The following is a 24,320-nucleotide window of genomic DNA, read 5'->3' on the forward strand; positions in this document are numbered from 1 at the left end:
CGCTCGATGAGACCAGTCGACCTGGCAGTCCGGCTCGAGTGGATTGCCGTTGCGGTGGTTGCGCTCGTCCTCTACGCGATGGCCGGTGTCTCGTGGTGGCTGTTTGCCTTGCTCATCCTGGCGCCGGACCTGTCGATGCTGGGCTATCTCGGCGGGCCGCGCGTCGGTGCCGTCGCCTACAACGCGCTGCACATCCTGATCGTCCCGCTGCTGCTGGCGCTTGCCGGCCACGTCCTTGCCAATCCGATGGCGACCGCGATCGCCCTGACCTGGGTCATCCACATCGCCGTCGACCGCGCGCTGGGTTACGGCCTCAATCTGTCGAGCGGTTTTCAGCACACCCATCTCGGCCGCATCGGGCGCTAGACCATGATCCCGAAAAGTGGAAACCGGTTTTTGCTGCGCTGACCTACGGCTCGGATACGATCATGGTCCAGACAAGAAACCTCAGTTCTTGACGTGTTCGCCCGGATAGGCGCCCCAGACGACCGATTGGGGGAGCCAGCCGGTGTGGCCGTCGAAGGTCATTTCGCACCACTGGCCGTCGCAGGTCTTGATCGACCCCATGACCCCCGGCTCGATGATGGCCACCACGCTGGCGTCCTTGTCCTTGTCGTCAAGCAGGTTGATTCGTCCGCCCTTGCCGCGTTGCCAGGGCGCGACGATCGCCGTGCGGCGGCCAGACAGCAGCGACTGGTTGATCCAGCCTTCCGAACCGTCGGCATCGCGCACGCGGCGCCAGGTATCGAATTCCTGGATGATTTCCATCGGCAGCCCGGCCTTCATGTACATCCAGTTGACGGAGTAGTTGGCGCCGGGGCCGACGCGCGCGTTGACGCGACCCGATTTCAGGCTGACGAAACGCGGCAGCGGCAGGCCGCTCGGCCCGAGCGTGATCGTCTGCGCGGGGGCCGCGGCGCTTTGCGCCACCGTTTGCGGGGAACAAAGGAGGGTGCCGAGGACTGCTGCGCTGAAGGCCAGGCGGAGCGACGCGAAACCAGACACTTTCATTCCTTTCGGCGCTTGCCCGTCGGCACCGGCGCCCCTTTTTCTTTGTCTTCGGCGGCACCGCTTGTTACAGAGTGGCAGGCACCGCGACCGGCTTCGATTTTCGCCTGTCTTGGTTAAAGAGGTCTCAACGAGATCGGGTTCGAGGAAACAATGGCAGGCAAGAAAAGGCCCCTCGTCGTCATCACGCGCAAGCTGCCCGACCCGGTCGAAACCCGCATGCGCGAACTGTTCGACGCAAGGCTGAATGTCGAGGACAGGCCGATGACGCAGCCCGAACTGGTCGCGGCGATCAAGGAGGCCGACGTCCTCGTGCCGACGATCACCGACAATATCGACGCGGCGCTGATCGCCCAGGCCGGCGACAATCTCAAGCTGATCGCCAATTTCGGCAACGGCGTCGACAAGATCGATGTGGAGGCGGCGGCCAAGAAGGGCATCACCGTCACCAATACGCCGAACGTGCTGACCGAGGACACGGCCGACATGACCATGGCGCTGATGCTGGCAGTGCCGCGGCGCCTGGCGGAAGGCGCCAACGTGCTGACCAGCGACAAGAAATGGGCTGGCTGGTCGCCGACCTGGATGCTCGGCCGCCGCATCTGGGGCAAACGGCTCGGCATCGTCGGCATGGGCCGCATCGGCACCGCCGTCGCCAGGCGTGCCAAGGCCTTCGGCCTGTCGATCCACTATCACAACCGCCACCGCGTACTGCCGGCGGTGGAAGACGAGTTGGAGGCGACCTATTGGGAAAGCCTCGACCAGATGCTGGCCCGCATGGACATCATCTCGGTCAACTGCCCGTCGACGCCGGCGACGTTCCACCTGCTGTCGGCGCGGCGGCTGGCGCTGATGCAGCCGTCAGCCTACATCGTCAATACCGCGCGCGGCGACATCATCGACGAGGAATCGCTGATCAAGCTGATCCACGACGGCAAGATCGCCGGCGCCGCGCTCGACGTCTACGAGCACGAGCCGGCGCTGAACAGCAAGCTTCTGAAGCTCGCGGCAAAGGGCAAGGTCGTGCTCTTGCCGCATATGGGCTCGGCGACGCTCGAGGGCCGCATCGACATGGGCGAGAAGGTGATCATCAACATCCGCGCCTTCGTCGATGGCCATCGCCCGCCGGACCGTGTGCTGCCGCTGCGAACCTAATTCAGAAGTCGCGCTTCATCATCACCCATTCGCGCGGACCGCTTCTGCCGCCATAGGCGACCCAGGGAAGTCTGTCGGCAATGACGAACCCAAGCCGTTCGTAGACGAAAATTGCCGAAAGGTTGGTGTCTTCGACGACCAGGCACAGCCCTTCTGCTCCAGCCGCGCCAGCCAGTTCGCCGGCGTGAGAAAGCAGCTGCATTGCCAGTCCCCTGCCGCGAAATTCGAAGTAGACGGCAATTGCCAGGATTGACCAGTAGCCGACGAGTCGCGTTTCCAGCGTCACAAGCGGCATCAGCGCGGGTGAAATTTCCGCTGCATAGTGGTCGTGTTCCGTAAGCAGTTCTCCGACCAAGCCGCCGGCGACGATACCGTCCACTTCAATGAGGTGAGCCTTTGAAAAGTGGTAGGGCGAATTCAAGTCGGCGGATGCCGCCCGCCGTGCCGCTTCAAGGACCGCGTGATCATCCCCGCTGCTCCTGATCCAGTTTTCGAGATCGATGCCGTGGCCGGCAATATCCACGAACGCAGCCACGTGAAGCGCGTCATTGCTGGTGGCGGGGCGGACCCGGGTGTTCATGGATTGCAAGCACTCTTCCCCGCGTCGGTGTCCAAAATGATTGACCCATCGGTCTTGATGCCGGGCCTTCTTCCTCGAAACCGGTCGAACTGATCGCGACCGAGCCTGAGCGCCATCGGCGTCTCCCAGCCCATTTCCCTGGCGACGATCAGGCCGAGCAGCAAGATCGCGTCCGGTTCGTGCAGTACCAGCGCCGCTGGCGCGTGGCCGTTGTGGACCAGTTCCAGCAGCACGGCGGAGGCCGAGGACGAGCCGATCGTGCCGGGCAGGAACAGCACCCGCCTCTCAAGGTTCTGCCCGTGCTGCGGATGGCGGACATCGGCGATGCGGCCCGTCTTCGGGTCGACGCCGCCCCAGAAGCTGATCGGCGCCGTCAGCACCAGCGCCTCGCCTTCGCCGGCGCGGCCCGGCACCAGGATCTCGGCCATCGCGCTCATGCGGCGATGTCCGTAAATGCCGGCTTACCGAGTACCGCGCTTTCGACGCAATCGGCCAAGGAGCCGTAAAGCACGGCGTAACCGGTATTGCCCGGCGCGTAATGCGCGAATTTTCCGGAGTTGGTCATCAGTATGCCGCCGGCAAGCTCGGGCATGATCGGCGTCACCACCACGCAGGTGTCGGCGACGATGATCACCCCGCTTGCTTCCAGCGTCTTGCGCCGACCGTTCTTCTCCAGCGACGAAAGCACGTGGCGCCCGGTGCAGGCATAGATCGGCACGCTGAGCCGCCGTCCGGCGATCAGCCGCTCCAGCAAGTCGAACTCGTCGAGCGACAGGTGCGGGCTGCCGATTGCCACAGCATCGATGGTCTTCGCTGCTGTCGCCGTCGACAAGCCAGCACGGGCCTTCGCCGCCATCTCCGGCGTGACACGAACGACCGTTTCCGGTGCTGCGCCGTCCAGAATGGTCAAAAGATCGGGCGCCTCGGGCGTCACGCCGGCAATGTGGAAAAGGCCGACCGCGCCGGATGAGGCGGCGGCCGCGCCGAACGCCTTCAGCGCGTCTTCGCCGGGATGGCCCGGCACGCCGGTGACGACGCCGATTGTGTTGCCGACCTCGCGGCCATAGAGGCTGCCCAACACCGGCCAGGCGATCTCGGAGCCAAGGAACGATGCGGAAAGCCCCGAGACGTCGAACACCAGCCGCGCCCGCCGGCCCTCGGTGCGGTGCAGGCCGTAGTCCGGCGCGCGGCCTGATATGGCGCAAGCGATGTCGAGGAAGTCGCCATAGCGGTTGGTGCGCGCGCCCAGCACCGAATTGCAGAACACCACGGCGTTGGATTCGCCCCAGGCGACATCGCTGCCCAGCGCCGGCCGATGCCCCGCCTGGTAGGGCGCGCAGGTCCAGCTCTGCTCGCAGCCGAGCTTGCGATAGGCCTCCATCATCCGCCGCGCCATGCCGCGCGCCGGCTCCTTGAGGCGGATGCGCGAGCAGCCCATCAGGTCAAGCGCCCCGACATTGAGCGTCGAGCGCACCGAAACCCGGGCGCCGCCCTCGACCAGCCTCTCGGCGAACAACGTGCCGGAATCGCCATGATAGAGCGCCCCGTCAATATGCGCCGAGGCGATCGGAATCAGCCGCGGCGCACCGAGCAGGCGGGCGCTGTCGGCAACGATGCGCATCGCCGTCGCCGCGCCGTCCTTGCCGGAGGCGATCGCCTGTTCTTCCGGACTGAGGATAAGGCTCACGAAAGCACCTTGCGCATTGTGATCGAAGTCGGCCGGTCATAGCCCGTATGCGCCGTGCGTCCGGTCTCACGAAAGCCGAGCCGGGAGAAGGCGGCGTGATTTCCGCTCAGTTCAACGCGGGTCTGCAACTCGATGGCGCACTTGCCGTGGCTCAGCGCAAGATGCTCGGCGGCTAGCATCAGCCGCCTGCCGACGCCTTGCCCCTGAAGACCCGGCTCGACGGCGAGCTTGCCGACATAGAAATCATCAGCCCGCTCCAGGACGAAGATGCAGCCGACGATCCGGCCAGCTTCCAGCGCCAAAAAACCCGTCTCCTGTCGGGCCTTGTCCTTCAGCCTTTCGGCGGTCAGCAGATGCGCCGAGGATGGCGGATCGATGATGCCATCCATGTACGCGAAGGCGCGTAGGATCAGCGAAAGCACCTCGTCCCAGCGCCTGAAATCAACTGGGATTTGCGTGACGAAGGCACCGGTCGTCTGATCCATGCGGTCAGTTTCTCTTGTAGCGGATGGTGTCGAAGCGCGCCGAGAGCGCATCGTAGAGCAGCAGCCGGCCGACCAGAGGCTCACCAATGCCGGTGATCAACTTGATAGCCTCCATCGCCTGCAGCGTGCCGACGACGCCGGTCAGCGCGCCGACCACACCGGCCACCGCACAGGACGGCACCAGTCCCGGCGGCGGCGCCTCGGGGAAGAGATCGCGATAGCCTGGGTTCGGCCTGCCGTCCGCGCCGGCCTCGAACGGCTTCAGCACGGTCAGCGAACCGTCGAAGCGGCCGACGGCGGCGTGAACCAGCGGCCGTTTTTCTGCGGCGCAGGCGTCGGCAAGCGCGTAGCGCGTTTCGAAATTGTCGGAGCCATCGACGACCATGTCGTAGCGCGCTACAAGGGCAGGGGCGTTGTCAGTCGTCAGCCGAAGCTGGTGCAGTTCCACCGCGACATTGGGGTTGATGCGCGCGATGGCCGCCTTCGCGCTGTCGGTTTTCGCCATGCCGATCGTCTCTGTGTCATGGATGACCTGCCGTTGCAGGTTGGACAGCGAGACGTCGTCGTCGTCGACGATGCCGAGCGTGCCGACGCCGGCGGCGGCGAGATATTCCAGCACCGGTGCCCCCAGCCCTCCGGCGCCAATGACCAGCACCCGCGCGCGCTTCAGCTTCTGCTGGCCGGCACCGCCAATCTCGGGCAGCACGATGTGGCGGGCATAGCGTTCGAGTTCTTCGTCGGAAAGGGCGGTAGCGGTCATTGCCGGACCATATAGCGGCGCAAAAACCTTGTCAGGAGGCTTCGGTTGGCCCAACCGTGCCGTGATCGACCGTCAGGAACAGCGCCCTTCCAGCGAGACTGGAAAACAGCGCCGCATCGGTTCCGGTCATGAAGGCCTGGCAGTTGAGTTCTTCCAGGATCGAGAACAGCGCCGCACGCCGGCCGGCGTCGAGATGCGCCGCGATCTCGTCGAGCAGCAGGATCGGCGTCATGCCCGACATCTCGCCGGTCAGCCTTGCATGCGAAAGCACGATGCCGACCAGCAGTGCCTTCTGCTCGCCGGTCGAACAAAGTTCGGCCGGCATCGCCTTGGGCCGGTGCCGCACGACGAGGTCGGAACGGTGCGGGCCTTCCAGCGTGCGCCCGGCGGCGCGGTCGCGGTCGCGGCCGCCGGCAAGCGCTGCGCGGAACCGCTCCTCGACGTCGACGGCAGGCGTGGTGGCCACCTGCTCTTCCAGTTCGCCGGAGAGGCCAATGTCTGCCTGCGGGAATGGGCCGCTATCGGGCAGCCTGTCGATCATGGCGGCGAGCAGGCGCACCAGTTCAGCCCTGGCCGCGGCAATCGCCACGCCAGTCTCGGCCATCTGCGTCTCGATCGCATCGAACCAGGCGCTATCGCGCGATCCTTCCGTAAGCAAACGGTTACGGCCGCGCATGGCCTTTTCATAGTCGAGCGCGCGCTGGCCATGCCCGGGGTCGATCGCCAGCACCAGCCGGTCGAGAAAGCGCCGGCGGTCGGCGGCCGGCCCCGGGAACAGGCCGTCCATCGCTGGCGTCAGCCAGACGACGCGCAGCCATTCCAGCATGTCCTCGGCCGATCGTGCGGCCGCGCCATTGATCCGCACCCGCCTGCCGCCTTCGCCGGCATTGTCGCCGCCGGCGACGCCGGTGCCGATTTCAACCTCGCCTTCCGCCCCTTCGATCAGGGCGTGCAGGGCAAAGCCGCCATCGCCACCGTCGCGCGCCACGTCGGCATAAGGTGCGCGGCGCAGGCCGCGGCCCGGCGTCAGCAGCGAGACCGCTTCCAGGAGATTGGTCTTGCCGGCGCCATTGTCGCCGGAAAGCACCACGGCGCCTGGCGCAAGGTCGATCGTCAACGCCGCATAGTTGCGGAAATTAGTAAGCGTTAGCTTACTTACATAGGTTTGCTTTTGAGACTGTTTTGCGGTCACGGCAGCAAAATGGCGTGCCGATCTCCACCTCCCTGTATGCAGAGGAGATGTCCGGCAGGACGAAGAAGGGTGATTTCTCGCATAGGCCTCGTTCGGGCCTACACCCGCATCGGCATCAGCACGTAAAGAGCGGTTTCGTCGGCCATGTCGTGGATCAGCGTCGGCGAGCCGGCATCCGCCAGCATAAATTTCGCTTCCGTGCCGGTCAATTGCGCGGCAACGTCGAGCAGATATTTGGCATTGAAGCCGATCTCGATCGGATCGGACGAATAGTCGGCCGCCAGTTCCTCGGTGGCGCTGCCCGAATCCGGATTGTTGACCGCAAGCGTGACCTGGCCTTCGGCGATCGAAAGCTTCACCGCCCGGCCGCGCTCGGACGAAATGGTCGAGACGCGATCGACGGCGGCGGCGAAGGACTGGCGGTCGATGATCAGCTTCTTGTCATTGCCGGTCGGAATGACACGCTGGTAGTCGGGGAAGGTGCCGTCGATCAGCTTCGAGGTCAGAACGACGCTGCCGATGGTGAAGCGGATCTTGGTGTCGGACAGTTCGGTGGTCACGGCCACGTCCGGGTCATCGACCAGCTTCTGCAGCTCGCTGACCGTCTTGCGCGGGATGATGATGCCGGGCATGCCCTCGGAGCCTGCCGGCGCGTCGATCTCGGCGCGCGCCAGGCGATGGCCGTCGGTGGCAACCGAGCGCAGCTTCAGCTTGCCGCCGGCCTCATGCGTGTGCAGATAGATGCCGTTCAAATAGTAGCGCGTCTCTTCGGTCGAGATGGCGAACTGGGTCTTCTCGATCAGGCCCTTCAAACCGACCGAATCGAGCCGGAAGATATGCGAGAAGGAGCCGGCCGAGAGTTCCGGGAAATCGGACTGCGGCAGGCATTGCAGGCGGAAGCTCGAACGGCCCGACGTCACCGTCATGGCGTTGCCGTCCTCGTCGGTCTTCAGCATCACCTCCGCCCCATCGGCGAGCTTGCGCACGATGTCATAGAGCAGATGCGCCGGAACCGTCGTCGCCCCGCCGCGCTCGACCTTGGCGGGCGTGGCTTCGGTCACCTCGAGGTCGAGGTCGGTCGCCTTCATTTCAAGGCTGGCGCCTTCGGCGCTGAGCAGCACGTTGGACAGGATCGGTATGGTGTTGCGTCGTTCGACTACGCGGTGAACGTGGTTGAGCGACTTCAGGAGATTTGACCGTTCCAGGATAACACGCATGACGAAACAGGCTCGCTTGAATGGATGAGCGGGTCTCCGGCTGGCGGCGCCCCGCGAAAGGTCTGAACAGGCTCAGAATCTGCGTAAGCTGACAGGAAAAAGCCTGCAAACGCAAGCCCGCGCCACCGGTTCAGGCCGGTTACGCGGGCTTTCTGGGGATAAAGCCGGCACGGCGCGCCAGCCGGCGTTTTCCATGCGATCAGGCCTGGTCGTTGATCAGCCTTCTCAGCAGTTCCAGTTCCTGCGCCAGCGTGTTGTCGTTGCCGGAAAGATCCTCGATCTTGCGCACGGCATGCAGCACCGTGGTGTGGTCGCGCCCGCCGAAGCGCCGCCCGATCTCCGGCAGCGAACGCGGCGTCATCACCTTTGACAGGTACATGGCGACCTGCCGCGGCTTGACGATGGTGCGCGTGCGCCGATTGGACAGAAGCTCGGTCTTCGACACATTGTAGTGGCGCGCCACGATGCGCTGGATATCCTCGATGCGCACCCGCTTCGGCTCGCCCGAACGATAGATATGGCCGAGGATCTCGTCGATGCGGTCGATGCTGATCTGCGGTTCGAAGGATTGGCGGAACAACAGCTGGTTGAAGGCGCCTTCGAGTTCGCGCCCGCTGCCCGTCACCGTGCGGGCGACATGGTTGAGGATCTCCTCCGAAATGTCGAGCGAGGCGTCATCGACCTTGGCGGTGGCAAGACGCAGCTTGAGCATGCCGATCCGCATGGCGAAGTCGGGCGCCGACATTTCGAGCGCAACGCCGCCATTGAGACGGGAGCGCACACGGGGCTCCAGCGATTCCAGCTCCGATGGCGGCCGGTCGGCGGCAACCACCACCTGCTTGGCGCTGTCGAGCAGCATGTTGATCAGATGGCAGAATTCATGCTGGATCGACTTGCCCTGCAGGAACTGCATGTCGTCGATGATCAGGAGATCGATGTCGCGCAGCTGTTCCTTCAGCGTCAACGCGTTGTTGTCGCGGATGGCGGTGGCGAAGCGCCACATGAAATACTCGGCCGTCAAATAGACGACGCGCGACTTCGGATTGTGCCGCAGGGATTCGGCCGCGATCGCCTGCAAAAGGTGTGTCTTGCCTAGGCCGACCGTTGCATGAAGGAAGAGCGGATTGAAACGCACCGCGCTCGACTGCGATTCCGCAACAGCCTTGGCGGCGGCAAAAGCCACCCGGTTCGACGGCCCTTCGATGAAGGAGCCGAAAGTGTAGCGTGGGTCGAGCGGGGAACCCAACACATTGTGCCGGTATTCGGCTTCGATGGGCGTGCCCTGGCGAGGCGCCGGCGCCCGTTCCACCCTGCCGGGCCCCGCGGTGCCGGCTGCCAGCGTCGTCTGCGTCTGCCTGGTCATCTTGCGCGCCGGAACGGCCTCCGGCTCGACGCCGTTGCGTCCCTGGCGCGTGGCGGTGCGCACCACGATCTCGATCTTGAGGATTTCGGGATCTTCGTGCTTCCACAGCTCCGCGATAAGGTCGAGATAATGGCCGTTGATCCAGGACCGCAGGAAGGCCGTCGGCACGGAAATGCGCACAATGCCGCGCGATGCTTCGGCAACCTTCATGCGGCCGAACCAGCTTGAATAGACTTCGACTCCGAGACGTGCCTTCAGCTGGGTCTTGACGCGCTCGAACTTCTGTTCCGCGTCGCTGGAAGCCGCCATGCTGTCCCCTCCGACAAATGTTGCTGGGAATGGGAGTTCGCTCGTTAGCTCCCTTTCGATGCCGCTCTGCATGATCGAGTTCCTTGTCCTTTGTACCCTTTTTCCGCCGGGGATGCGCCTCCTGCATCCATGTTTCCGGCGACCGTATCTTCGTTGCGACACCACCGCCGCCGCCGGCAGGTGAATGTCGCCTCGTCACAAAGGGACCGGTGCCAGCTCTCGCAAGCCGGGCCGTCTCGACACCAGGGCAATACAATGCCATCCGGCGAAAACGCCGGCGCCATCGACCTGCCATGTACAGTTACGCCAGTCCCCTACCGCCTCGAAAAGACAAATCGAACCCGTTCGCGGAATTGATCCACGTCATGAATTCTGCCATTTTGTGCTGGCCAATTCAGGCTGGGTTGAGAGCCAAAAGCCCGTCCCTTCGATGGATGGACATTACCGAAATCGCTGTGGATAGGGCAAGGCCACGACTAACCAATTTTTAACGAATCTGGTTAGCGGAGACGGGTTCGGAGCAGATGCCGCAACGGCACATTTTGATAAAGCCATTGTGATTCAAACCCTTTTCCGGCGAATATGAAAATGGCCACCCGACGCGAAATTTTCTGAAATAATTCTCTTGACAGCAACTTGTCCCCCATCGCCCGGACGCGATGTGAACAAGCTGTGGATCACCATCTGTAACTATTTGAAAAATATATGGAATTTGTGTCAGCCCGAATTATCGACCCTGCCACTTTCGGCATAACCGGGTATCAGCGCGCATGTATATGCCGGCAAAGCTTTCCGGACTTTGAAATCCAAGCCAGACGCGCTTTGCGGGCGTTCTTTTTAAGTACTTGCCGGCAAACGAAAAAACCCGGCGCGATGCGCCGGGTTTGAACAAGCCAAGTTTAGTTAAATGTAATATTAGGCCGACAGCACCTTGAGGCGGTGGGCCAGGCGCGACACCTTGCGGGATGCCGTATTCTTGTGCAGCACGCCCTTGGTCGCGGCGCGCATCAATTCCGGCTCGGCGGCCTTGAACGCGGCAAGTGCCGCGGTCTTGTCGCCGGCGGCCAGCGCCTCTTCGACCTGCCGGACATAGGTGCGGACACGCGAGCGGCGGTTCTTGTTGATCGCTGCGCGGCGGGCGATCTTGCGCGTTGCCTTTTTGGCCGAGGAGGTATTGGCCATGATGCCTCTCTTCTGATCTGGTGGGCGCATGCGGGATGCCGCAGGGCGCAAAAAACAAACGGGCAGCCAAAGGCCGCCTCGGTTGGAGCGGCTTATAGTTCAGCTTTTCCGGCGCGTCAACGCCGCTTGGCCTTCTTTTTGGCCCGCTTAGCGGTTGGTGAAATTTGGCTTCCGCTTCTCGGCAAAGGCGGCCATGCCTTCCTTCTGGTCGTCCAGCGCAAACAGCGAGTGAAACAGGCGCCGTTCGAAGCGAAGCCCTTCGGCAAGCGTTGTCTCATAGGCGCGGTTGACCGCCTCCTTGGTCATCATCACCGACGGCAGCGAAAACTCGGCGATCTTGCCCGCAGCCTTCAGTGCTTCCTCGACCTGGTCGCCGGCGGGCACGACGCGCGATACCAGCCCGCAGCGCTCGGCCTCCGCCGCATCCATCATCCGCCCGGTAAGGCACATGTCCATGGCCTTCGACTTGCCGACGAAGCGGGTCAGCCGCTGCGATCCGCCCATGCCGGGCATGACGCCGAGCGTGATTTCGGGCTGGCCGAACCTGGCATTGTCGGCCGCGATGATGAAATCGCACATCATTGCCAGTTCGCAACCGCCGCCAAGCGCATAGCCGGCAACCGCGGCAATGACAGGCTTTCGCGTGCGCGCGAGTTCTTCCCAGCCGACGAAGAAGTCCTGCACATAGGCGTCGACGAACGTGATTGCCTGCATTTCCTTGATGTCGGCGCCCGCCGCAAAGGCCTTCTCGGAACCGGTGATGACCATGGCGCCAATCGTGGCATCGGTGCCAAACCCGTTCACAGCCGCCACCACCTCCGCCATGACCTGGGAGTTCAGCGCGTTGAGCGCCTTGGGTCGGTTCAGCATGATCAGCCCGACCTTGCCGCGCGTTTCCACGATGATGGTTTCATAGGCCATGGCTTCGCCTCCTCGTTCCGGCCGATCGATGTTGACTGGTCCTAGCTTACCGCTGACAGGTCCGGCAATAGAAGGTCGAGCGCCCGCTTTGCACGATGCGCTCGATTTGGCCGCCGCAGCCGGGCGTTGAGCATGGTTCGCCTTCCCGGTCGTAGACCGCGAACGAATGCTGGAAATAGCCCAGCGAGCCGTCCGTCCGCACATAGTCGCGCAGCGACGATCCGCCGGCGGCGATTGCATCGGCGATGACTGAACGGATCGCCCCGGCCAGGCGTTCGCTCTGCCCCGCCGCCTTCTTTCCAGCCTTGGCGATCGTGCCAGATTCACGCAGCGGCGACAGGCCGGCTCGCCACAGCGCCTCCGACACATAGATATTGCCAAGTCCTGCGATCAGACGCTGGTCGAGAAGCGCTGCCTTCAACGGCGATCGGCGGCCTTCGAGCAGCGAGGCGAGCAGAACGCCGTCCAGCGTATTGCCGGTCGGCTCGACGCCCAGCCCGGCCAGCATCGGATGCGTGTCGGGCGTCCCTTCGGCAAACAGCATGAAGCCGAAGCGGCGCGGGTCGTTGAAGATCACGCGCGAGCGGGCGCCTTCGGCGGAGACCACATCGAACACGACATGATCGTGCGCAGCGCTTTTCGAACGCTCGTGATGGAATACACCCGGGATATCGCTGCCATCTGATGTCTCGATGCGGAACGAACCCGACATGCCGAGATGGCAGATCAGCACCGGCCCACCATCGATATGCATGGTGAGATATTTGGCCCGCCGGCCTAGGGCGGTGATGGTCTTGCCGGTCAGCCGCGCGGAGAAATCCTTGGGAAACGGGAACCTGAGATCGGGCCGGCGCGCCTCGACGCGGACGAGGCGGGCGCCTTCCAGAACCGGTTGCAGGCCGCGCCGGACCGTCTCGACCTCAGGCAATTCGGGCATGGCCGCCTATCGTCGCATAGAAAGAAGTGCCGTGACGGCCACGCGCCAGCCCGAGATGTTCGGCGACGGTTTCGCCGATGTCGGCGAAGGTCGCTCTGAGCCCGATATTGCCCCCTGTGAGCCCCTGTCCGACGCCGATCACCGGAATGCGTTCGCGCGTGTGGTCGGTGCCGCGCCATGTCGGGTCGTTGCCGTGGTCGGCGGTGAGGAAGAGCAGGTCGCCCTGCTTCAGTTTGGCAAGCGCCTCTGGCAGGCGAAGGTCGAAGGCTTCGAGTGCTGCCGCATAGCCGGCGACGTCGCGGCGATGACCGAACTCGGTGTCGAAATCGACGAAATTGGCAAACACCAGATCACCGTCGCCAGCGTCGTCCATCGCACCCAGCGCCTTGTCGAACATCGCCATGTTGCCGGCGGCCTTGCGCACTTCGGAGATGCCGCGATGCGCGAAGATGTCGCCGATCTTGCCGACCGCGAAGACCTTGCTTCCGCGTTGCGTCAGCCGGTCGAGCAGCGTTGGTTCCGGCGGCGGCACCGCATAGTCGCGGCGGTTGTAGGTGCGCTCGAAGGTAGCGACGGTTTCCCCGACAAAAGGCCGTGCGATCACCCGGCCGATGTTCAGCGGATCGACCAGCCCGCGCACGGTCTTGCAGAACGCGTAGAGCCGCTCCAGTCCGAAATGCGCTTCGTGCGCGGCGATCTGCAGGACGGAGTCGACCGAAGTGTAGCAGATCGGCTTGCCGGAGCGGATATGCTCCTCGCCGAACCGCTCGATGATTTCGATTCCCGCCGCATGGCAATCGCCCAAAATGCCGGGCACCTTTCCTTCCCGGATCATCGCCTCGGTCAGGGCCGCCGGAAATGCCGGCACCGTCTGAGGAAAATAGCCCCAGTCGAAGCGCACCGGAAGGCCGGCGATTTCCCAATGACCCGAGGGCGTGTCCTTGCCGCTCGAGACCTCCTGCGCCGCGCCATGAATGGCCGTGGCAAGCGGGATCTTGCTGCCGTCGAATCGAAAACCGGTCGCGGTTTCCGCCGCGCGGTCGAGACCGAGCGAGACCATGTTCGGCACCGCGAGCGGCCCCTTGCGCAGGCCTTCGCGATCCGCGTGGCCTTGCGCGCAGGCCAGGGCGATGTGCCCGAACGTATCGGCGCCGGCATCGCCATAGCGCTCGGCATCGGCGGCGCCGCCGATGCCGAAGGAATCGAGAACGAATAGGAAAGCGCGTGCCATCGAATGGGATCGTGTTGCCTGTCTGCGGTCCCAGACATAGGGTTCCACATCGCCATTGGCAATTCGGAAACCAAACGGCAACGGCTTGGACGCGATAGTCGGGCGAGACCGGACGGCGAAGCGGCAGGGCAGGGATGAGACATGGTGGCGCATTTTCGGCGAGGCCCGCCTTGAAGGCATGCGTGGCCGCGTTTGCGTTGCTGGCCGCATCATGGCCGAACGCGGCGCATGCTGACTGGCGCGACGACATCGGCACGTTCCGCATCGGCATCGTCGCCGAACCCGGGGCCGGCAACACCGTTCCGGGCCTGGCGCTGCTGACGGACGCCTACACCAAGGCGCTCGGCATGAAGGTGGAATTTGTCGTCGCCCGCGACTACGCGGCGCTGATCGAGGCGCAGGCAAGCGGCCGGATCGAATACGCGGTCTATTCGGCGACGGCCTACGCCACTGCCGCGCAACGCTGCGGCTGCGTCGAACCTCTCGTGGCGCCGGTCGATGAAGACGGCGCCATCGGCATCCGCTCCGTCCTCGTGACGCGCGACGGCAAGGTTCCGGATCTTGCCGCCATGGCGACGCACCGGATCGCGATCGCGCCTTCCGACAGCATCGGCGGTTCTCTGTTGCCGTTAGCCGGGCTCAAGGCGGATGGCGTCGAGCTCAGCGAGGATGCGCCATATCTGGTGCGCGCCGCCTCGGCCGCCGCGGCCGAAACGATGCTCATCGACGGCCAGGCCGATGCCCTGTTCGGTTGGGTGGAAGCTATGGCGGACGGCCAGCCCGCGACGCCGGACGGCCAATCGGCGGTCCCGGACGGCCAACTGGCTGACCCAGGCGGCACCGTGGCGAGGCTTGAAGCGGCGGGTCTTTCGAAGAGCGAACTTCAGGTCGTATGGACGTCCGGCTTGCTCAGATACGGCCCGCATGCCGTCCGCAGCGATCTCGACCCCGAGGCCAAGCGCCGGCTCGCCGTTTTCCTCACCAACCTCAAGTCGATGACGCCTGATGTCTACGATCTGCTTGAGGCGGCGCACTCCGGCGGGTTCGCCGTTGCCTCTTCGAAGGACTATGCGATGGCTGCGGCCATCGTCCAGTTTGTGTCAGGCAAGAACGGCCAGCAATGATCCTTGGCGCCCGACCGCGCCCACTCAGCAGTCGCCGCAGGGGATCGTCGTGCTGCGGCGGGGGCGCAGGTAATAGGTCTCGCCCATCGATATCTTGTTGAAGGCCGAGGTCAACCCAAGACGCTGCTGACCGTCCGCCGACCAGGTGATGACCGGCTCGTAGGCAAGATCGCTTTCGACACGAATAAGAAAAGTGCCTGCAACCTTCAGCGTGGCGGGAACCGTGGTGGTGGTGCCCTTGGTGGCATCGACGTCCGGGGTGCCATCGACGAGCTTGCGCGACCACACGACCTTCACCGTCGGCGTCGCATCCGTCGAGACCTCTATCGCTGTGATGACGATCTTCGGGGTCGAGCGATTATAGGGCTGCAAGGTTGTTGTGCCGATCTGCATGATCGCATCGAGCTCTGCCTTGGTGATCGTATTCTGCTGCGTGACGAGGTCCGCCACCATGCTGCCGATGCGACTGACCTTCTTGCTGGTCTCGATGGCCTGCGAAGCCTCCATGGTCACGAAATACATGACGAGCAGGACAGGCACGATGAAGGCGAACTCGATGGCCGCGACGCCGCGGCGATCAGCGCAAAACCGCATCGCTCTCGTCCAGACTGCTGAAATCCCCCGGTGTGCCCCCGCACGAAACATGCCTTTACCCCCGTTTTGCCAAAGCAAGCCTGCAATCTCAGTTGTCGAACGGCTCGTTCTGCCAGGTCACCGATGCGAAATGCAGCGTGTTACCGTCCTTGAGATTGGCCATCGACTTGGCCATGAAATCGGTCATGACAGGCCATTTGTAGAACACCCGCAGCATGTTCCTCGATTCCGCCAGGCCGGGAGTGACGGCGAAGCTCGTTGCATTCGTGCCGTGCTTCAGAACGATCTCGCCGTCCACGATCCTGAAGCTCGCCGTGGCGGCGTCGGCAAAGGTCGGATACTCGCGCAGGTCCACCAGCAGTCCCGGGCAGGTCTTGGCGACCATAATCTCAAGCCTGCTGCAGATGAGGTCCCGCAACTTGGTCCCGGCTACATCGGCCGGCCTCAACTGGCCGGTGCGCAGCTGTCGGGCGACGTCGTCCGTGGCGTTGGCCATCACTTCCTGTCCGGCAAACGAGATGCAGCTCTCGAGGATGGCAAAGACGAGAAGGGCGAACGGCAGGGCAAGCATGGCAAATTCTATCGCCGTGCTGCCGCGCTTGTCGCCAAGGAAACGGGAGCGGAACCATGGCCGCCTGGTGCTGCGATTGCCGTCTTCGGGTGCCGGATCCCTGCTCATGTCCGTTCCTGCCGATGCTTGTGCGGTGTCGGCGGCCACATTAGGGATGACCCATTGAAACCCGGTTTGGATGACCGCTAAATTCGTCGAGCCGGCCTTAACTGCCTGCTAACCGTGGCGGCCGTCGCGCAATCTGCCGACGCCGGGACGCTCAGTGGCCGGCGCTCATCTCGGCTTCCGAGGCCTTCTCGCTGTCGCTCTTGTAGGAGCTTTCGCAATAGGGCGTGCAGGACATGGTCTGGATTTCGGAGCGCCTGTAGATTCTGACCGAGGACGCATCCTGCCGCACGACCGTGACCTGTTCGTCGATGATCGGGCTGCCGTCCTGGTCGAGGACAACCAGGTTGGTGACGCCAAATCCCTTGCCGGTCAGAACGATTGTCGATGCATCCTGAACGGCGGCATCGGCGATCGCTGGATTGCCGACGACGATGGTGTCGGCGGCGCGCGACAATTTGACGATCTTCGCCTGGTTCATCGTGACTTCGATACCGGATCCGGCCCTGGCCGGCATGACGAAGGCAGATGCGGCGAGAAGCGCGGCAGCTGCGAATGACGATCTCGACCCGGTCATTGAGACGCTCCAAGGCGGCGAATTGTTCAACGGAACATGAACGAGATTGGTGAACCAACAGTTAAACATGGGCTGGTTGCGATAAGGATTGGTGCGCCCAGCTCGCGGGTGCGCCACAGCCTGCGCTGTTTTAGCAATACTGAAGGTGCGCCGATCTCCGCGCTTTCCCGGCGTTTAGCTCACGGTTAACCACGCAACGGGTTCGGTGCCGGAAAGGAATCGGTAAGGCTGTTTATTAAGCCGATCGAAAGAGCTTCTCCCTAGATTGGCAGCATCCGATCAACCGGCAAGAGAAGTTGACGGAAGTGCTGTAACACAGTGGAGTAGGAGCTCTCGAATGTCTAACCTGATCGCACGTTTTGTGAAGGACGAATCCGGCGCGACCGCCATCGAATATGGTCTGATCGCTGCTCTCATTGCGCTCGCCATCATGGTCGGCGCTGGCGCCCTCGGCAATGCTCTGAACGCCAAGTTCGCGAACATCGCCTCGGAAATCAACGGTTCGTAATACCGAAGCAACCTGGTTGCTTTCAATCAAGGGCCGCCTCATTGGCGGCCCTTTGTTTTTATGACGTCTGCATCTTGTGATGTCTGGGGTTTTTGAAGTCCCGGCCTCATCAATCGTTAATCGAACATGCCTAGGCTGCTTCCAGGCACATTTGACCACAGGCGCCGCGCCCATGCTTGAAGCCCTGATCTTCGTCGTCTTTCCGTTCTGCATGCTTTTCGCCGCGATCTCCGACACATTGTCGATGACAATCGCCAATCGCGTGCCGGTGCTGCTTGTGGCCGTCTTTGCCCTGGTCGCGCCGCTGACCGGTATGGATTGGGCAACCTATGGCTGGCATTTCGCCGCTGGCGGCCTGGTGCTGGCCGTGACCTTTGGTCTGTTCGCGCTCGGCGGTATGGGAGGCGGCGACGCCAAGCTGCTGGCCGCCACCGCCGTCTGGATGGGGCTCAACATTCACCTTGTCGAATACCTCGTGGCCTCGACGATCATCGGTGGCCTTTTGACGATCGCCATCCTCGTCTACAGGAAATCGCCGCTCGCCACCTATACGGGCCACAACCCGTTCCTGCGCCATTTCGCCGACGAGACGTCCGGCGTTCCCTATGGCATCGCGCTTGGCCTCGGCGGACTGCTCACCTTTCCGGACTCGCCCCTGATGGTGTGGGCGCTGGCACAGCTGGCAGCTTAGCCAGCTTTTCAGATTTCGCTTTCGAAAAGGCGGCCCCGGCCGCCTTTTTTGCGCGCCGGCGGCAGTTCGTTCTAATTTATGTAAACCTTAAATTAATCACGATCGTAAGCATTACATTAACCTTGTTTTGACGATTGCGGCTGCAAAGTCCCCCTTGGCTAGGTGGTTTGCCAAAGGCGAGGGTTCGGACAGATGCCAGCATCCCGACTGATCATTCTGAGCGTGGCGGTGGCCGCGGCGGGTGGTGCAGGATATGTGGCGAAGAACATGGTGGCGACTCCGCCGCCTCAGGTCATCGTCGATTCTCCGCAGGCGCCGGCCATCGCATTGCAGGACGTGCTTGTCCTGTCCGGCGATGTCGCCATGGGCAGCCCGCTGGAAAACAACATCAGCTGGGAGTCGTGGCCGTCCAACGGCATCAATGCCAATTTCATCACCCGCGCCGTAGAGCCCGATGCGGTCGAGAAGCTGAAGGGGTCCGTTGCCCGCGTGGCGATGTTCACCGGCGAGCCGCTGCGGCGCTCCAAGCTCATCGGCGAGGGGCAGAGTTTCATGTCGTCGATCCTGCCCTCCGGCATGCGCGCCGTCGCGACCGCGATATCGGCCGATACGTCCGCGGGCGGCTTCATCCTGCCCAATGACTTCGTCGACGTCATAATGACCCGCCGCTCCGATACCGGGACCGGTGGCAGCGGTTTCACCACCGAGACCATCCTGAAGAATATCCGCGTTCTGGCGATCGACCAGACCATCCAGGAAGATGAGGAAGGCAAGAAGACCAGGGTCGGCCAGACCGCCACGCTGGAACTGACGCCACAGCAGGCCGAGATCATCACGGTCGCCCAGCAGATGGCGGATCGCCTGACGCTGGCGCTGCGCTCGATCACGGACAGCCAGGAAAAGAATTTGGGCGAGGCTGACTATCTCGTTTCCGGCAACGGCCGGCGCGGAACGGTGCGGTTGATCAAGTCGGGCGAAGTTTCCGAAGTGGGAGCAAGGAAATGAGGCTAAACGGTAAACTGCCGTTCGCGATGGCGGTGGCAATCGGCCTGTTCCTGGCCGGCACGAACGCGCCTGGCCTTGTCGAAGCGAAGGCTGCGAACAGGACAGCCGGCGTCACGGCATCCGTCGCCACGCAGCGCGTCAAGCTTGGCCTCAACAAATCGGTGGTCATCGACCTGCCGAGCGACGCCTATGACATCCTCGTCGCCAATCCGGCGGTCGCCGATGCGGTGACCCGTACGGCACGGCGCATCTATCTGTTCGGCAAGTCGGTCGGTGAGACCAACATCTTCGTCTTCGGCCCCAATGGCGAGCAGATCGTCAGCCTGGACCTGGCGGTCGAGCGCGATGTCGCCGGACTTGAGGACTATCTCAAGCGTTTCATTCCGTCGTCCGAGATCAAGGTCGAACTGCTCAACGACAATGTCGTTCTGACCGGAAGCGTCGATACCCCGCTCGACGCCAAGCGCGCGGTCGACCTGGCAACCATCTTCGTGTCCGGCGGTGAAGCGACGACCGGTCAATATTCACAGACCGCCGCCGGCGGCTCCGCCAATGGCGGCGTCGACATCAACAATCCGGACGCCGAGCGCCGCGTCTCGAAGATCGTCAACCTGCTGCAGATCATTGGCGATGATCAGGTGACGCTCAAGGTGACCGTTGCCGAAGTCAGCCGCTCGGTGATGAAGCAGCTTGGCGTCAACATGATGGGAAGCGGCGGCAGCAACGGCATCACCTACGGCGCCATCAGTGACAATTTCACTGGGCTCGGCAAATCGCTTTCGCATTCGGGTGTCAACTTCGCCACCAACGAATTGCAGGGCTACATCAACGCCATGGAGCAATCCGGCGTCATGAAAACGCTGGCCGAGCCAACCTTGACCGCCGTCTCCGGCGAGAAGGCGACCTTCAAGGTCGGCGGCGAATACAACATAGTGCAAAATCAATCCGCGCCAGACAGCAGCGGCGGGATCACCTATACGACGGAAAAGATCGATTATGGTATCGGGCTTGAATTCCAGCCGGTCGTGCTGTCGCCTGGACGTATCAGTCTGAAAGTAAGGACGTCGGTTTCGGAACCGACGACGGAAGGATCGGTATCGCTGTCCGGCGGCGTGTCCGCCCCGGGCATGAATGTACTATCGCTTCGCAAGCGCCTTGCCGACACGACGGTTGAACTGCCTTCCGGTGGCTCGATGATGATCGCCGGCCTCGTCCGTGATGACATCAGGCAGGCGGTAAACGGCTTGCCTGGGCTGACAAAGATTCCGGTGCTCGGAGCCCTTTTCCGCAGCCGTGACTTCGTCCGCAATGAAAGCGAACTGGTCATCATCATAACGCCCTATCTGGCGCGGCCGGTGGCGCGCAACGACCTCGCCAAGCCGGACGACAATTTCAACGCGCCGAGCGATGGCGCCGGCATGTTCCTTGGCCGCGTCAATCGCGTCTACGGCACGATGCAGACCGACAAGCCCAACGGCCGCTACCACGGCGTTGTCGGCTTCATCTACAAGTGAGCGGGGAAGCGGACATGTTCCAGTCAGCATCGAAGGCCATGATGATCACCGCCGCAGGGTCCGGCCGCAAGCGGATCCACCGGACGGTCGTTCCGGCCCTGGCGGTCCTGCTCGTCGCATCGCTTGCCGGCTGCGCCAACCTCAAGCGCGACAGCGTCACGGTCGGCGCCATTCCGGACGACTATCGCACCAACCACCCGATTATGATCGCCGAGAAGAACCAGAAGATCGATCTTCCGGTCGGCGCCGGCGACCGCGGCATGACCGGTTCCCAGCGCGACACGCTGCTGGGCTTTCTCGACGGCTATGACAGGAGCGCGGCCCCGGCGCTGACGATCGCAATCCCGGTCGGCTCGGCCAACGAGATCGCGGCGGCCGCGGCGGGACGCGATTTCGCCAGGTTGGCGGTCGCCAGCGGCATAAAGCGGAACCGGATCGTGATGACGTCCTATCAGTCCGTTTCCGCCGAAGCGTCGGCGCCTGTGCGCGTCGCCTACATCTCGGTGAAAGCCCAGACCGACAAATGCGGACGCTGGCCCGACGATCTGCTGCAGACGTCGGAAAACAAGCACTATGCGGATTTCGGCTGCTCGTATCAGAACAACCTTGCCGCCCAGATGGCCAATCCGGCCGATCTGCTCGGCCCGCGCAAGTCTTCCGATATTGATGCCGAAAATCGCAGCGCGGTGATCGATACGTACCGTGGCAGGGGCATTTCGGACGAGTTCCTGGGCAATTCGGAAGTGACCTACTGAGCGGCGCAAGTCACGGAAAGAGCATGACGATGAGCAATCTTGCCTATGACACTCCGGTAGATGGCGCAGAAACCTCGCAACAGGACATTGCCGCGATGCAGGCCCTGCGGCCGGTCCCGCGCATCTCGATCCAGGCATTTTGCGAGACCGAGGGCGTCGCCAATCCGGTCAAGCTCGCCGGTGAGGATCGCCGCATGGCGAAAGCTCATCTGAAGGTCCATATGGGAGGCATCGCCACGGCGATCGAATTCTATCAGTCGGCGCCGACGCCGAACCTGATCCTGCTTGAATCGCGCAGCGAGCCCAAGCAACTGCTGGAGCAGCTTGCCCAGCTTTCCGAATATTGCGACCCGACCTCGAAGGTCGTGGTGATCGGCCACTACAATGATGTCGGCCTTTACCGCGAACTCATCCGCTCGGGTATTTCCGAATATGTCATCGCACCGGTGTCGATGACCGACATCGTCAGTGTGGTTTCGTCGATCTTCGTCGATCCGGAGGCCGAGCCGATCGGCCGTTCGATCGCCTTCATCGGTGCCAAGGGCGGTGTCGGCTCCTCGACCATTGCCCACAACGTCGCCTGGGCGATGTCGTCGCTGTTCAAGTCCGAAGTGGTGGTGGCCGATCTCGATCTTGCCTTCGGCACGGCCAACATCAACTTCGATCAGGATCCGGCACAGGGCATCGCCGAAGCCGTATTCTCGCCCGAGCGCGTCGATGAGGTCTATCTGGACCGGTTGCTGGCGCAATGCGCCGAGCACCTGTCGCTGCTGGCGGCGCCGTCGACGCTCGAGCGGGTCTACGATTTCGATCCCGACGCCTTTTCGCAGCTGATCGACACGGCCCAGCGCAGCGCACCGCTGCTGGTGCTCGATGTCCCGCACGTCTGGACGGGATGGGCCAAGAGCACCCTGATCAAGGCTGACGAGATCGTCATCACCGCGACGCCGGAACTGGCCAATCTGCGCAACACCAAGAATATGGTGGACATGCTGAAACGGCTTCGCCCGAACGATCCGCCGCCAAGGCTGATCATCAACCAGGCAGGCGTGCCGAAGCGCCCCGAGATCGGGTCGTCGGATTTTGCCGAGCCGCTCGGCATCACGCCGATGGCGGTCATCCCATTCGACCCGCTCCTGTTCGGAAATGCGTCCAACAACGGGCGCATGCTTGGCGAGATGGATGCCAAGAGCCCGATCGTCGGCCTGGTCAATGAGATCGCCCATGTGCTGACCGGGCGCAGCGAAATCAAGGCCAAGAAGAAGGCAGGACTTGGCATGCTCCTTGGCAAGCTCTCGCGCAACAAGAAGTGACGCTCAAGCAGCGGAATTGGTAGTCGATCATGTTTGGTAAGAGAGGCTCAGACGACGGCAACCGGTTCAATCCGGAATTCCGTCAGCCGGCACCGGCGCCGGCTGCGACCGTGCCCGCGGACACGGCGGTTCTCGCGCGGCCGGCCTCTGCGACGCCGCAGCCCGGTGCCGCCGTTGCCCCACCCGCCCGACGCCCGGTCGAGCCGCCGCCGCTGGCGCCGCCGCCGCCGAAGAAGATCCAGCGCGAACGCAGCGAAAGCTACTACGACACCAAGAGCCAGGTCTTTTCCGCCCTCATCGACACGATCGACCTGTCGCAGCTTGCCAAGCTCGATCCTGAAAGTGCGCGCGAGGAAATCCGCGACATCGTCAACGACATCATTGCGATCAAGAATTTCGCGATGTCGATCGCCGAGCAGGAGGAACTGCTCGAGGACATCTGCAACGATGTGCTCGGCTACGGCCCTCTGGAGCCCTTGCTCGCCCGCGACGACATCGCCGACATCATGGTCAACGGCTCCAAGAACGTCTACATTGAAGTCAACGGCAAGGTCGAACAGACCGGGATCCGTTTCCGCGACAACCAGCAACTGCTCAACATCTGCCAGCGCATCGTCAGCCAGGTTGGCCGCCGTGTCGACGAATCCAGCCCGATCTGCGATGCCCGCCTGCCCGATGGCTCCCGCGTCAACGTCATCGCGCCGCCGCTCTCGATCGACGGCACCGCGCTCACCATCCGCAAGTTCAAGAAGGACAAGCTGACGCTCGACCAGCTGGTCAAGTTCGGCGCGATCTCGCCGCAAGGCGCCGAGGTTCTCAAGATCATCGGCCGGGTCCGCTGCAATATCGTCATCTCGGGTGGCACCGGCTCGGGCAAGACGACGCTGCTCAATTGCCTGACCAACTACATCGACCGTGAGGAACGCGTCATCACCTGCGAAGACTCGGCCGAGTTGCAGCTGCAGCAGCCGCATGTTGTTCGCCTCGAAACCCGCCCGCCCAATCTCGAGGGTGAGGGCGAGGTGACCATGCGCGATCTGGTCAAGAACTGCCTGCGCATGCGGCCGGAGCGGATCATCGTCGGCGAAGTGCGCGGACCGGAGGTCTTCGACCTGCTGCAGGCGATGAACACCGGTCACGACGGCTCGATGGGGACGATCCACTCGAACAGCCCGCGCGAATGCCTGAACCGTATCGAATCGATGATCGCCATGGGCGGCTACTCGCTGCCGCAGAAGACCGTGCGCGAGATCGTCGTCGGCTCCATCGACGTGATCATACAGGCGGCCCGCCTGCGCGACGGATCGCGCCGCATCACCCACATCACCGAGGTGATCGGCATGGAAGGTGACGTCATCATCACGCAGGACCTCGTCCTCTACAACATCAAGGGCGAGGACTCGAACGGCAGGCTGCTGGGCGAGCACGTGTCGACCGGCATCGGCCGGCCGCATTTTTGGGATCGCGCCCGCTACTATGGCGAGGAACAGCGCCTCGCCACGGCGCTCGAGGCCATGGAGAAACGCGCTGACTGAC

26 protein-coding genes are annotated in these 24,320 nt (G+C 63.1%); 10 read left to right on the plus strand and 16 right to left on the minus strand.

Going from position 1 to position 24,320, the window contains the following annotated elements; translation table 11 throughout:
- Positions 1-6 precede the first annotated feature (6 nt).
- Positions 7-366 carry a DUF4260 domain-containing protein gene (locus A6B35_RS07685; protein ID WP_006202937.1) on the plus strand — a complete coding sequence of 120 codons (360 nt, stop codon included), beginning with the start codon at positions 7-9 and terminating at the stop codon, positions 364-366.
- Positions 367-447: 81 nt separating this feature from the next.
- On the opposite strand, the gene A6B35_RS07690 is transcribed toward A6B35_RS07685, so the two are convergent.
- Positions 448-1,005 carry an SH3 domain-containing protein gene (locus A6B35_RS07690; protein ID WP_040582988.1) on the minus strand — a complete coding sequence of 186 codons (558 nt, stop codon included), beginning with the start codon at positions 1,003-1,005 and terminating at the stop codon, positions 448-450.
- A gap of 156 nt (positions 1,006-1,161) precedes the next feature.
- On the opposite strand from A6B35_RS07690, the gene A6B35_RS07695 reads away from it, so the two are divergent.
- Positions 1,162-2,163 (plus strand): 2-hydroxyacid dehydrogenase, encoded by a 1,002-nt coding sequence (locus A6B35_RS07695; protein ID WP_006202939.1) that lies wholly within the window; start codon positions 1,162-1,164, stop codon positions 2,161-2,163.
- 1 nt (position 2,164) lies between these two features.
- Here A6B35_RS07695 and A6B35_RS07700 read toward each other — a convergent pair whose 3' ends face one another.
- The 12 genes from A6B35_RS07700 to A6B35_RS07755 all read right to left on the minus strand — a co-directional run bounded on the left by A6B35_RS07700 (position 2,165) and on the right by A6B35_RS07755 (position 14,027).
- The gene (locus tag A6B35_RS07700) at positions 2,165-2,743 is read right to left on the minus strand and encodes a GNAT family N-acetyltransferase (protein WP_006202940.1); all 579 of its coding nucleotides are present in this window, start codon (positions 2,741-2,743) and stop codon (positions 2,165-2,167) included.
- On the minus strand, positions 2,740-3,180 hold the full coding sequence (locus A6B35_RS07705) for an aconitase X swivel domain-containing protein (RefSeq protein ID WP_006202941.1): 441 nt from the start codon (positions 3,178-3,180) through the stop codon (positions 2,740-2,742). Before A6B35_RS07705 ends, A6B35_RS07700 begins: the two co-directional genes overlap by 4 nt.
- On the minus strand, positions 3,177-4,430 hold the full coding sequence (locus A6B35_RS07710; RefSeq protein WP_006202942.1) for an aconitase X: 1,254 nt from the start codon (positions 4,428-4,430) through the stop codon (positions 3,177-3,179). The genes A6B35_RS07705 and A6B35_RS07710 overlap by 4 nt, the downstream gene beginning before the upstream one ends.
- Positions 4,427-4,915 carry a GNAT family N-acetyltransferase gene (locus A6B35_RS07715; RefSeq protein ID WP_006202943.1) on the minus strand — a complete coding sequence of 163 codons (489 nt, stop codon included), beginning with the start codon at positions 4,913-4,915 and terminating at the stop codon, positions 4,427-4,429. The genes A6B35_RS07710 and A6B35_RS07715 overlap by 4 nt, the downstream gene beginning before the upstream one ends.
- 4 nt (positions 4,916-4,919) lie before the next feature.
- A complete protein-coding gene (locus tag A6B35_RS07720) occupies positions 4,920-5,675 on the minus strand; it encodes a molybdopterin-synthase adenylyltransferase MoeB (protein ID WP_040582993.1) in 756 nt (251 codons plus the stop codon).
- A 31-nt stretch (positions 5,676-5,706) separates the two neighbouring features.
- Positions 5,707-6,867 (minus strand): DNA replication/repair protein RecF, encoded by a 1,161-nt coding sequence (recF, locus tag A6B35_RS07725; RefSeq protein ID WP_040582978.1) that lies wholly within the window; start codon positions 6,865-6,867, stop codon positions 5,707-5,709.
- A 98-nt stretch (positions 6,868-6,965) separates the two neighbouring features.
- Complete coding sequence (gene dnaN, locus A6B35_RS07730) at positions 6,966-8,084, minus strand: DNA polymerase III subunit beta (RefSeq protein WP_006202946.1); 1,119 nt, start codon at positions 8,082-8,084, stop codon at positions 6,966-6,968.
- Positions 8,085-8,283: 199 nt separating this feature from the next.
- Positions 8,284-9,828, minus strand: a complete 1,545-nt coding sequence (gene dnaA, locus A6B35_RS07735; RefSeq protein ID WP_040582979.1) for a chromosomal replication initiator protein DnaA — start codon at positions 9,826-9,828, stop codon at positions 8,284-8,286.
- Between the two features lie 843 nt (positions 9,829-10,671).
- Complete coding sequence (gene rpsT / locus A6B35_RS07740; RefSeq protein ID WP_006202948.1) at positions 10,672-10,938, minus strand: 30S ribosomal protein S20; 267 nt, start codon at positions 10,936-10,938, stop codon at positions 10,672-10,674.
- 147 nt (positions 10,939-11,085) lie between these two features.
- Positions 11,086-11,859: an enoyl-CoA hydratase gene (locus tag A6B35_RS07745; RefSeq protein WP_006202949.1), complete on the minus strand. Its 774-nt coding sequence runs from the start codon at positions 11,857-11,859 to the stop codon at positions 11,086-11,088.
- A gap of 46 nt (positions 11,860-11,905) precedes the next feature.
- On the minus strand, positions 11,906-12,796 hold the full coding sequence (gene mutM / locus A6B35_RS07750) for a bifunctional DNA-formamidopyrimidine glycosylase/DNA-(apurinic or apyrimidinic site) lyase (RefSeq protein ID WP_006202950.1): 891 nt from the start codon (positions 12,794-12,796) through the stop codon (positions 11,906-11,908).
- On the minus strand, positions 12,780-14,027 hold the full coding sequence (locus A6B35_RS07755) for a phosphopentomutase (RefSeq protein ID WP_006202951.1): 1,248 nt from the start codon (positions 14,025-14,027) through the stop codon (positions 12,780-12,782). Before A6B35_RS07755 ends, mutM begins: the two co-directional genes overlap by 17 nt.
- 134 nt (positions 14,028-14,161) lie before the next feature.
- Between A6B35_RS07755 and A6B35_RS07760 the strand changes: the two genes are divergently transcribed.
- Positions 14,162-15,151: a phosphate/phosphite/phosphonate ABC transporter substrate-binding protein gene (locus A6B35_RS07760; protein ID WP_081482168.1), complete on the plus strand. Its 990-nt coding sequence runs from the start codon at positions 14,162-14,164 to the stop codon at positions 15,149-15,151.
- Positions 15,152-15,175: 24 nt separating this feature from the next.
- On the opposite strand, the gene A6B35_RS07765 is transcribed toward A6B35_RS07760, so the two are convergent.
- The 3 genes from A6B35_RS07765 to A6B35_RS07775 form a co-directional block, all read right to left on the minus strand.
- On the minus strand, positions 15,176-15,796 hold the full coding sequence (locus A6B35_RS07765) for a TadE/TadG family type IV pilus assembly protein (protein WP_040582983.1): 621 nt from the start codon (positions 15,794-15,796) through the stop codon (positions 15,176-15,178).
- Between the two features lie 37 nt (positions 15,797-15,833).
- Positions 15,834-16,424 carry a TadE/TadG family type IV pilus assembly protein gene (locus A6B35_RS07770; protein ID WP_006202954.1) on the minus strand — a complete coding sequence of 197 codons (591 nt, stop codon included), beginning with the start codon at positions 16,422-16,424 and terminating at the stop codon, positions 15,834-15,836.
- A gap of 151 nt (positions 16,425-16,575) precedes the next feature.
- Entirely contained in the window at positions 16,576-16,998 is a 423-nt protein-coding gene (locus tag A6B35_RS07775; RefSeq protein WP_006202955.1) for a pilus assembly protein N-terminal domain-containing protein, read from the minus strand.
- 337 nt (positions 16,999-17,335) lie between these two features.
- Between A6B35_RS07775 and A6B35_RS07780 the strand changes: the two genes are divergently transcribed.
- The 7 genes from A6B35_RS07780 to A6B35_RS07810 all read left to right on the plus strand — a co-directional run bounded on the left by A6B35_RS07780 (position 17,336) and on the right by A6B35_RS07810 (position 24,319).
- On the plus strand, positions 17,336-17,506 hold the full coding sequence (locus tag A6B35_RS07780; protein ID WP_006202957.1) for a Flp family type IVb pilin: 171 nt from the start codon (positions 17,336-17,338) through the stop codon (positions 17,504-17,506).
- Between the two features lie 172 nt (positions 17,507-17,678).
- Positions 17,679-18,197, plus strand: a complete 519-nt coding sequence (locus A6B35_RS07785) for an A24 family peptidase (RefSeq protein ID WP_006202958.1) — start codon at positions 17,679-17,681, stop codon at positions 18,195-18,197.
- Between the two features lie 192 nt (positions 18,198-18,389).
- Positions 18,390-19,202 (plus strand): Flp pilus assembly protein CpaB, encoded by an 813-nt coding sequence (gene cpaB / locus A6B35_RS07790; protein WP_040582984.1) that lies wholly within the window; start codon positions 18,390-18,392, stop codon positions 19,200-19,202.
- Entirely contained in the window at positions 19,199-20,716 is a 1,518-nt protein-coding gene (locus A6B35_RS07795) for a type II and III secretion system protein family protein (RefSeq protein WP_006202961.1), read from the plus strand. The genes cpaB and A6B35_RS07795 overlap by 4 nt, the downstream gene beginning before the upstream one ends.
- Before the next feature lie 14 nt (positions 20,717-20,730).
- Complete coding sequence (locus A6B35_RS07800) at positions 20,731-21,471, plus strand: CpaD family pilus assembly protein (protein WP_006202963.1); 741 nt, start codon at positions 20,731-20,733, stop codon at positions 21,469-21,471.
- Positions 21,472-21,500: 29 nt separating this feature from the next.
- Entirely contained in the window at positions 21,501-22,784 is a 1,284-nt protein-coding gene (locus A6B35_RS07805) for a CpaE/TadZ family protein (RefSeq protein WP_193364564.1), read from the plus strand.
- Positions 22,785-22,813: 29 nt separating this feature from the next.
- Entirely contained in the window at positions 22,814-24,319 is a 1,506-nt protein-coding gene (locus tag A6B35_RS07810; RefSeq protein WP_006202966.1) for a TadA family conjugal transfer-associated ATPase, read from the plus strand.
- Position 24,320: the final 1 nt, after the last annotated feature.

The sequence above is a fragment of the Mesorhizobium amorphae CCNWGS0123 genome, assembly GCF_001686985.1.
In the GTDB taxonomy this organism is placed as follows: domain Bacteria; phylum Pseudomonadota; class Alphaproteobacteria; order Rhizobiales; family Rhizobiaceae; genus Mesorhizobium; species Mesorhizobium amorphae.

What these genes read in the sequence shown, in the direction of transcription:
- A6B35_RS07705 (WP_006202941.1), bottom strand. Translation starts at nt 3,180, where the DNA reads ATGAGCGCGATGGCCGAGATCCTGGTGCCGGGCCGCGCCGGCGAAGGC.
- A6B35_RS07805 (WP_193364564.1), top strand. Translation starts at nt 21,501, where the DNA reads ATGAGCAATCTTGCCTATGACACTCCGGTAGATGGCGCAGAAACCTCG.
- A6B35_RS07800 (WP_006202963.1), top strand. Translation starts at nt 20,731, where the DNA reads ATGTTCCAGTCAGCATCGAAGGCCATGATGATCACCGCCGCAGGGTCC.
- A6B35_RS07685 (WP_006202937.1), top strand. Translation starts at nt 7, where the DNA reads ATGAGACCAGTCGACCTGGCAGTCCGGCTCGAGTGGATTGCCGTTGCG.
- A6B35_RS07780 (WP_006202957.1), top strand. Translation starts at nt 17,336, where the DNA reads ATGTCTAACCTGATCGCACGTTTTGTGAAGGACGAATCCGGCGCGACC.
- A6B35_RS07760 (WP_081482168.1), top strand. Translation starts at nt 14,162, where the DNA reads ATGAGACATGGTGGCGCATTTTCGGCGAGGCCCGCCTTGAAGGCATGC.
- dnaN (WP_006202946.1), bottom strand. Translation starts at nt 8,084, where the DNA reads ATGCGTGTTATCCTGGAACGGTCAAATCTCCTGAAGTCGCTCAACCAC.
- A6B35_RS07770 (WP_006202954.1), bottom strand. Translation starts at nt 16,424, where the DNA reads ATGAGCAGGGATCCGGCACCCGAAGACGGCAATCGCAGCACCAGGCGG.
- mutM (WP_006202950.1), bottom strand. Translation starts at nt 12,796, where the DNA reads ATGCCCGAATTGCCTGAGGTCGAGACGGTCCGGCGCGGCCTGCAACCG.
- A6B35_RS07765 (WP_040582983.1), bottom strand. Translation starts at nt 15,796, where the DNA reads ATGTTTCGTGCGGGGGCACACCGGGGGATTTCAGCAGTCTGGACGAGA.
- A6B35_RS07700 (WP_006202940.1), bottom strand. Translation starts at nt 2,743, where the DNA reads ATGAACACCCGGGTCCGCCCCGCCACCAGCAATGACGCGCTTCACGTG.
- A6B35_RS07695 (WP_006202939.1), top strand. Translation starts at nt 1,162, where the DNA reads ATGGCAGGCAAGAAAAGGCCCCTCGTCGTCATCACGCGCAAGCTGCCC.
- A6B35_RS07720 (WP_040582993.1), bottom strand. Translation starts at nt 5,675, where the DNA reads ATGACCGCTACCGCCCTTTCCGACGAAGAACTCGAACGCTATGCCCGC.
- A6B35_RS07795 (WP_006202961.1), top strand. Translation starts at nt 19,199, where the DNA reads ATGAGGCTAAACGGTAAACTGCCGTTCGCGATGGCGGTGGCAATCGGC.
- A6B35_RS07715 (WP_006202943.1), bottom strand. Translation starts at nt 4,915, where the DNA reads ATGGATCAGACGACCGGTGCCTTCGTCACGCAAATCCCAGTTGATTTC.
- dnaA (WP_040582979.1), bottom strand. Translation starts at nt 9,828, where the DNA reads ATGCAGAGCGGCATCGAAAGGGAGCTAACGAGCGAACTCCCATTCCCA.
- A6B35_RS07785 (WP_006202958.1), top strand. Translation starts at nt 17,679, where the DNA reads ATGCTTGAAGCCCTGATCTTCGTCGTCTTTCCGTTCTGCATGCTTTTC.
- A6B35_RS07755 (WP_006202951.1), bottom strand. Translation starts at nt 14,027, where the DNA reads ATGGCACGCGCTTTCCTATTCGTTCTCGATTCCTTCGGCATCGGCGGC.
- cpaB (WP_040582984.1), top strand. Translation starts at nt 18,390, where the DNA reads ATGCCAGCATCCCGACTGATCATTCTGAGCGTGGCGGTGGCCGCGGCG.
- A6B35_RS07810 (WP_006202966.1), top strand. Translation starts at nt 22,814, where the DNA reads ATGTTTGGTAAGAGAGGCTCAGACGACGGCAACCGGTTCAATCCGGAA.
- A6B35_RS07775 (WP_006202955.1), bottom strand. Translation starts at nt 16,998, where the DNA reads ATGACCGGGTCGAGATCGTCATTCGCAGCTGCCGCGCTTCTCGCCGCA.
- A6B35_RS07745 (WP_006202949.1), bottom strand. Translation starts at nt 11,859, where the DNA reads ATGGCCTATGAAACCATCATCGTGGAAACGCGCGGCAAGGTCGGGCTG.
- rpsT (WP_006202948.1), bottom strand. Translation starts at nt 10,938, where the DNA reads ATGGCCAATACCTCCTCGGCCAAAAAGGCAACGCGCAAGATCGCCCGC.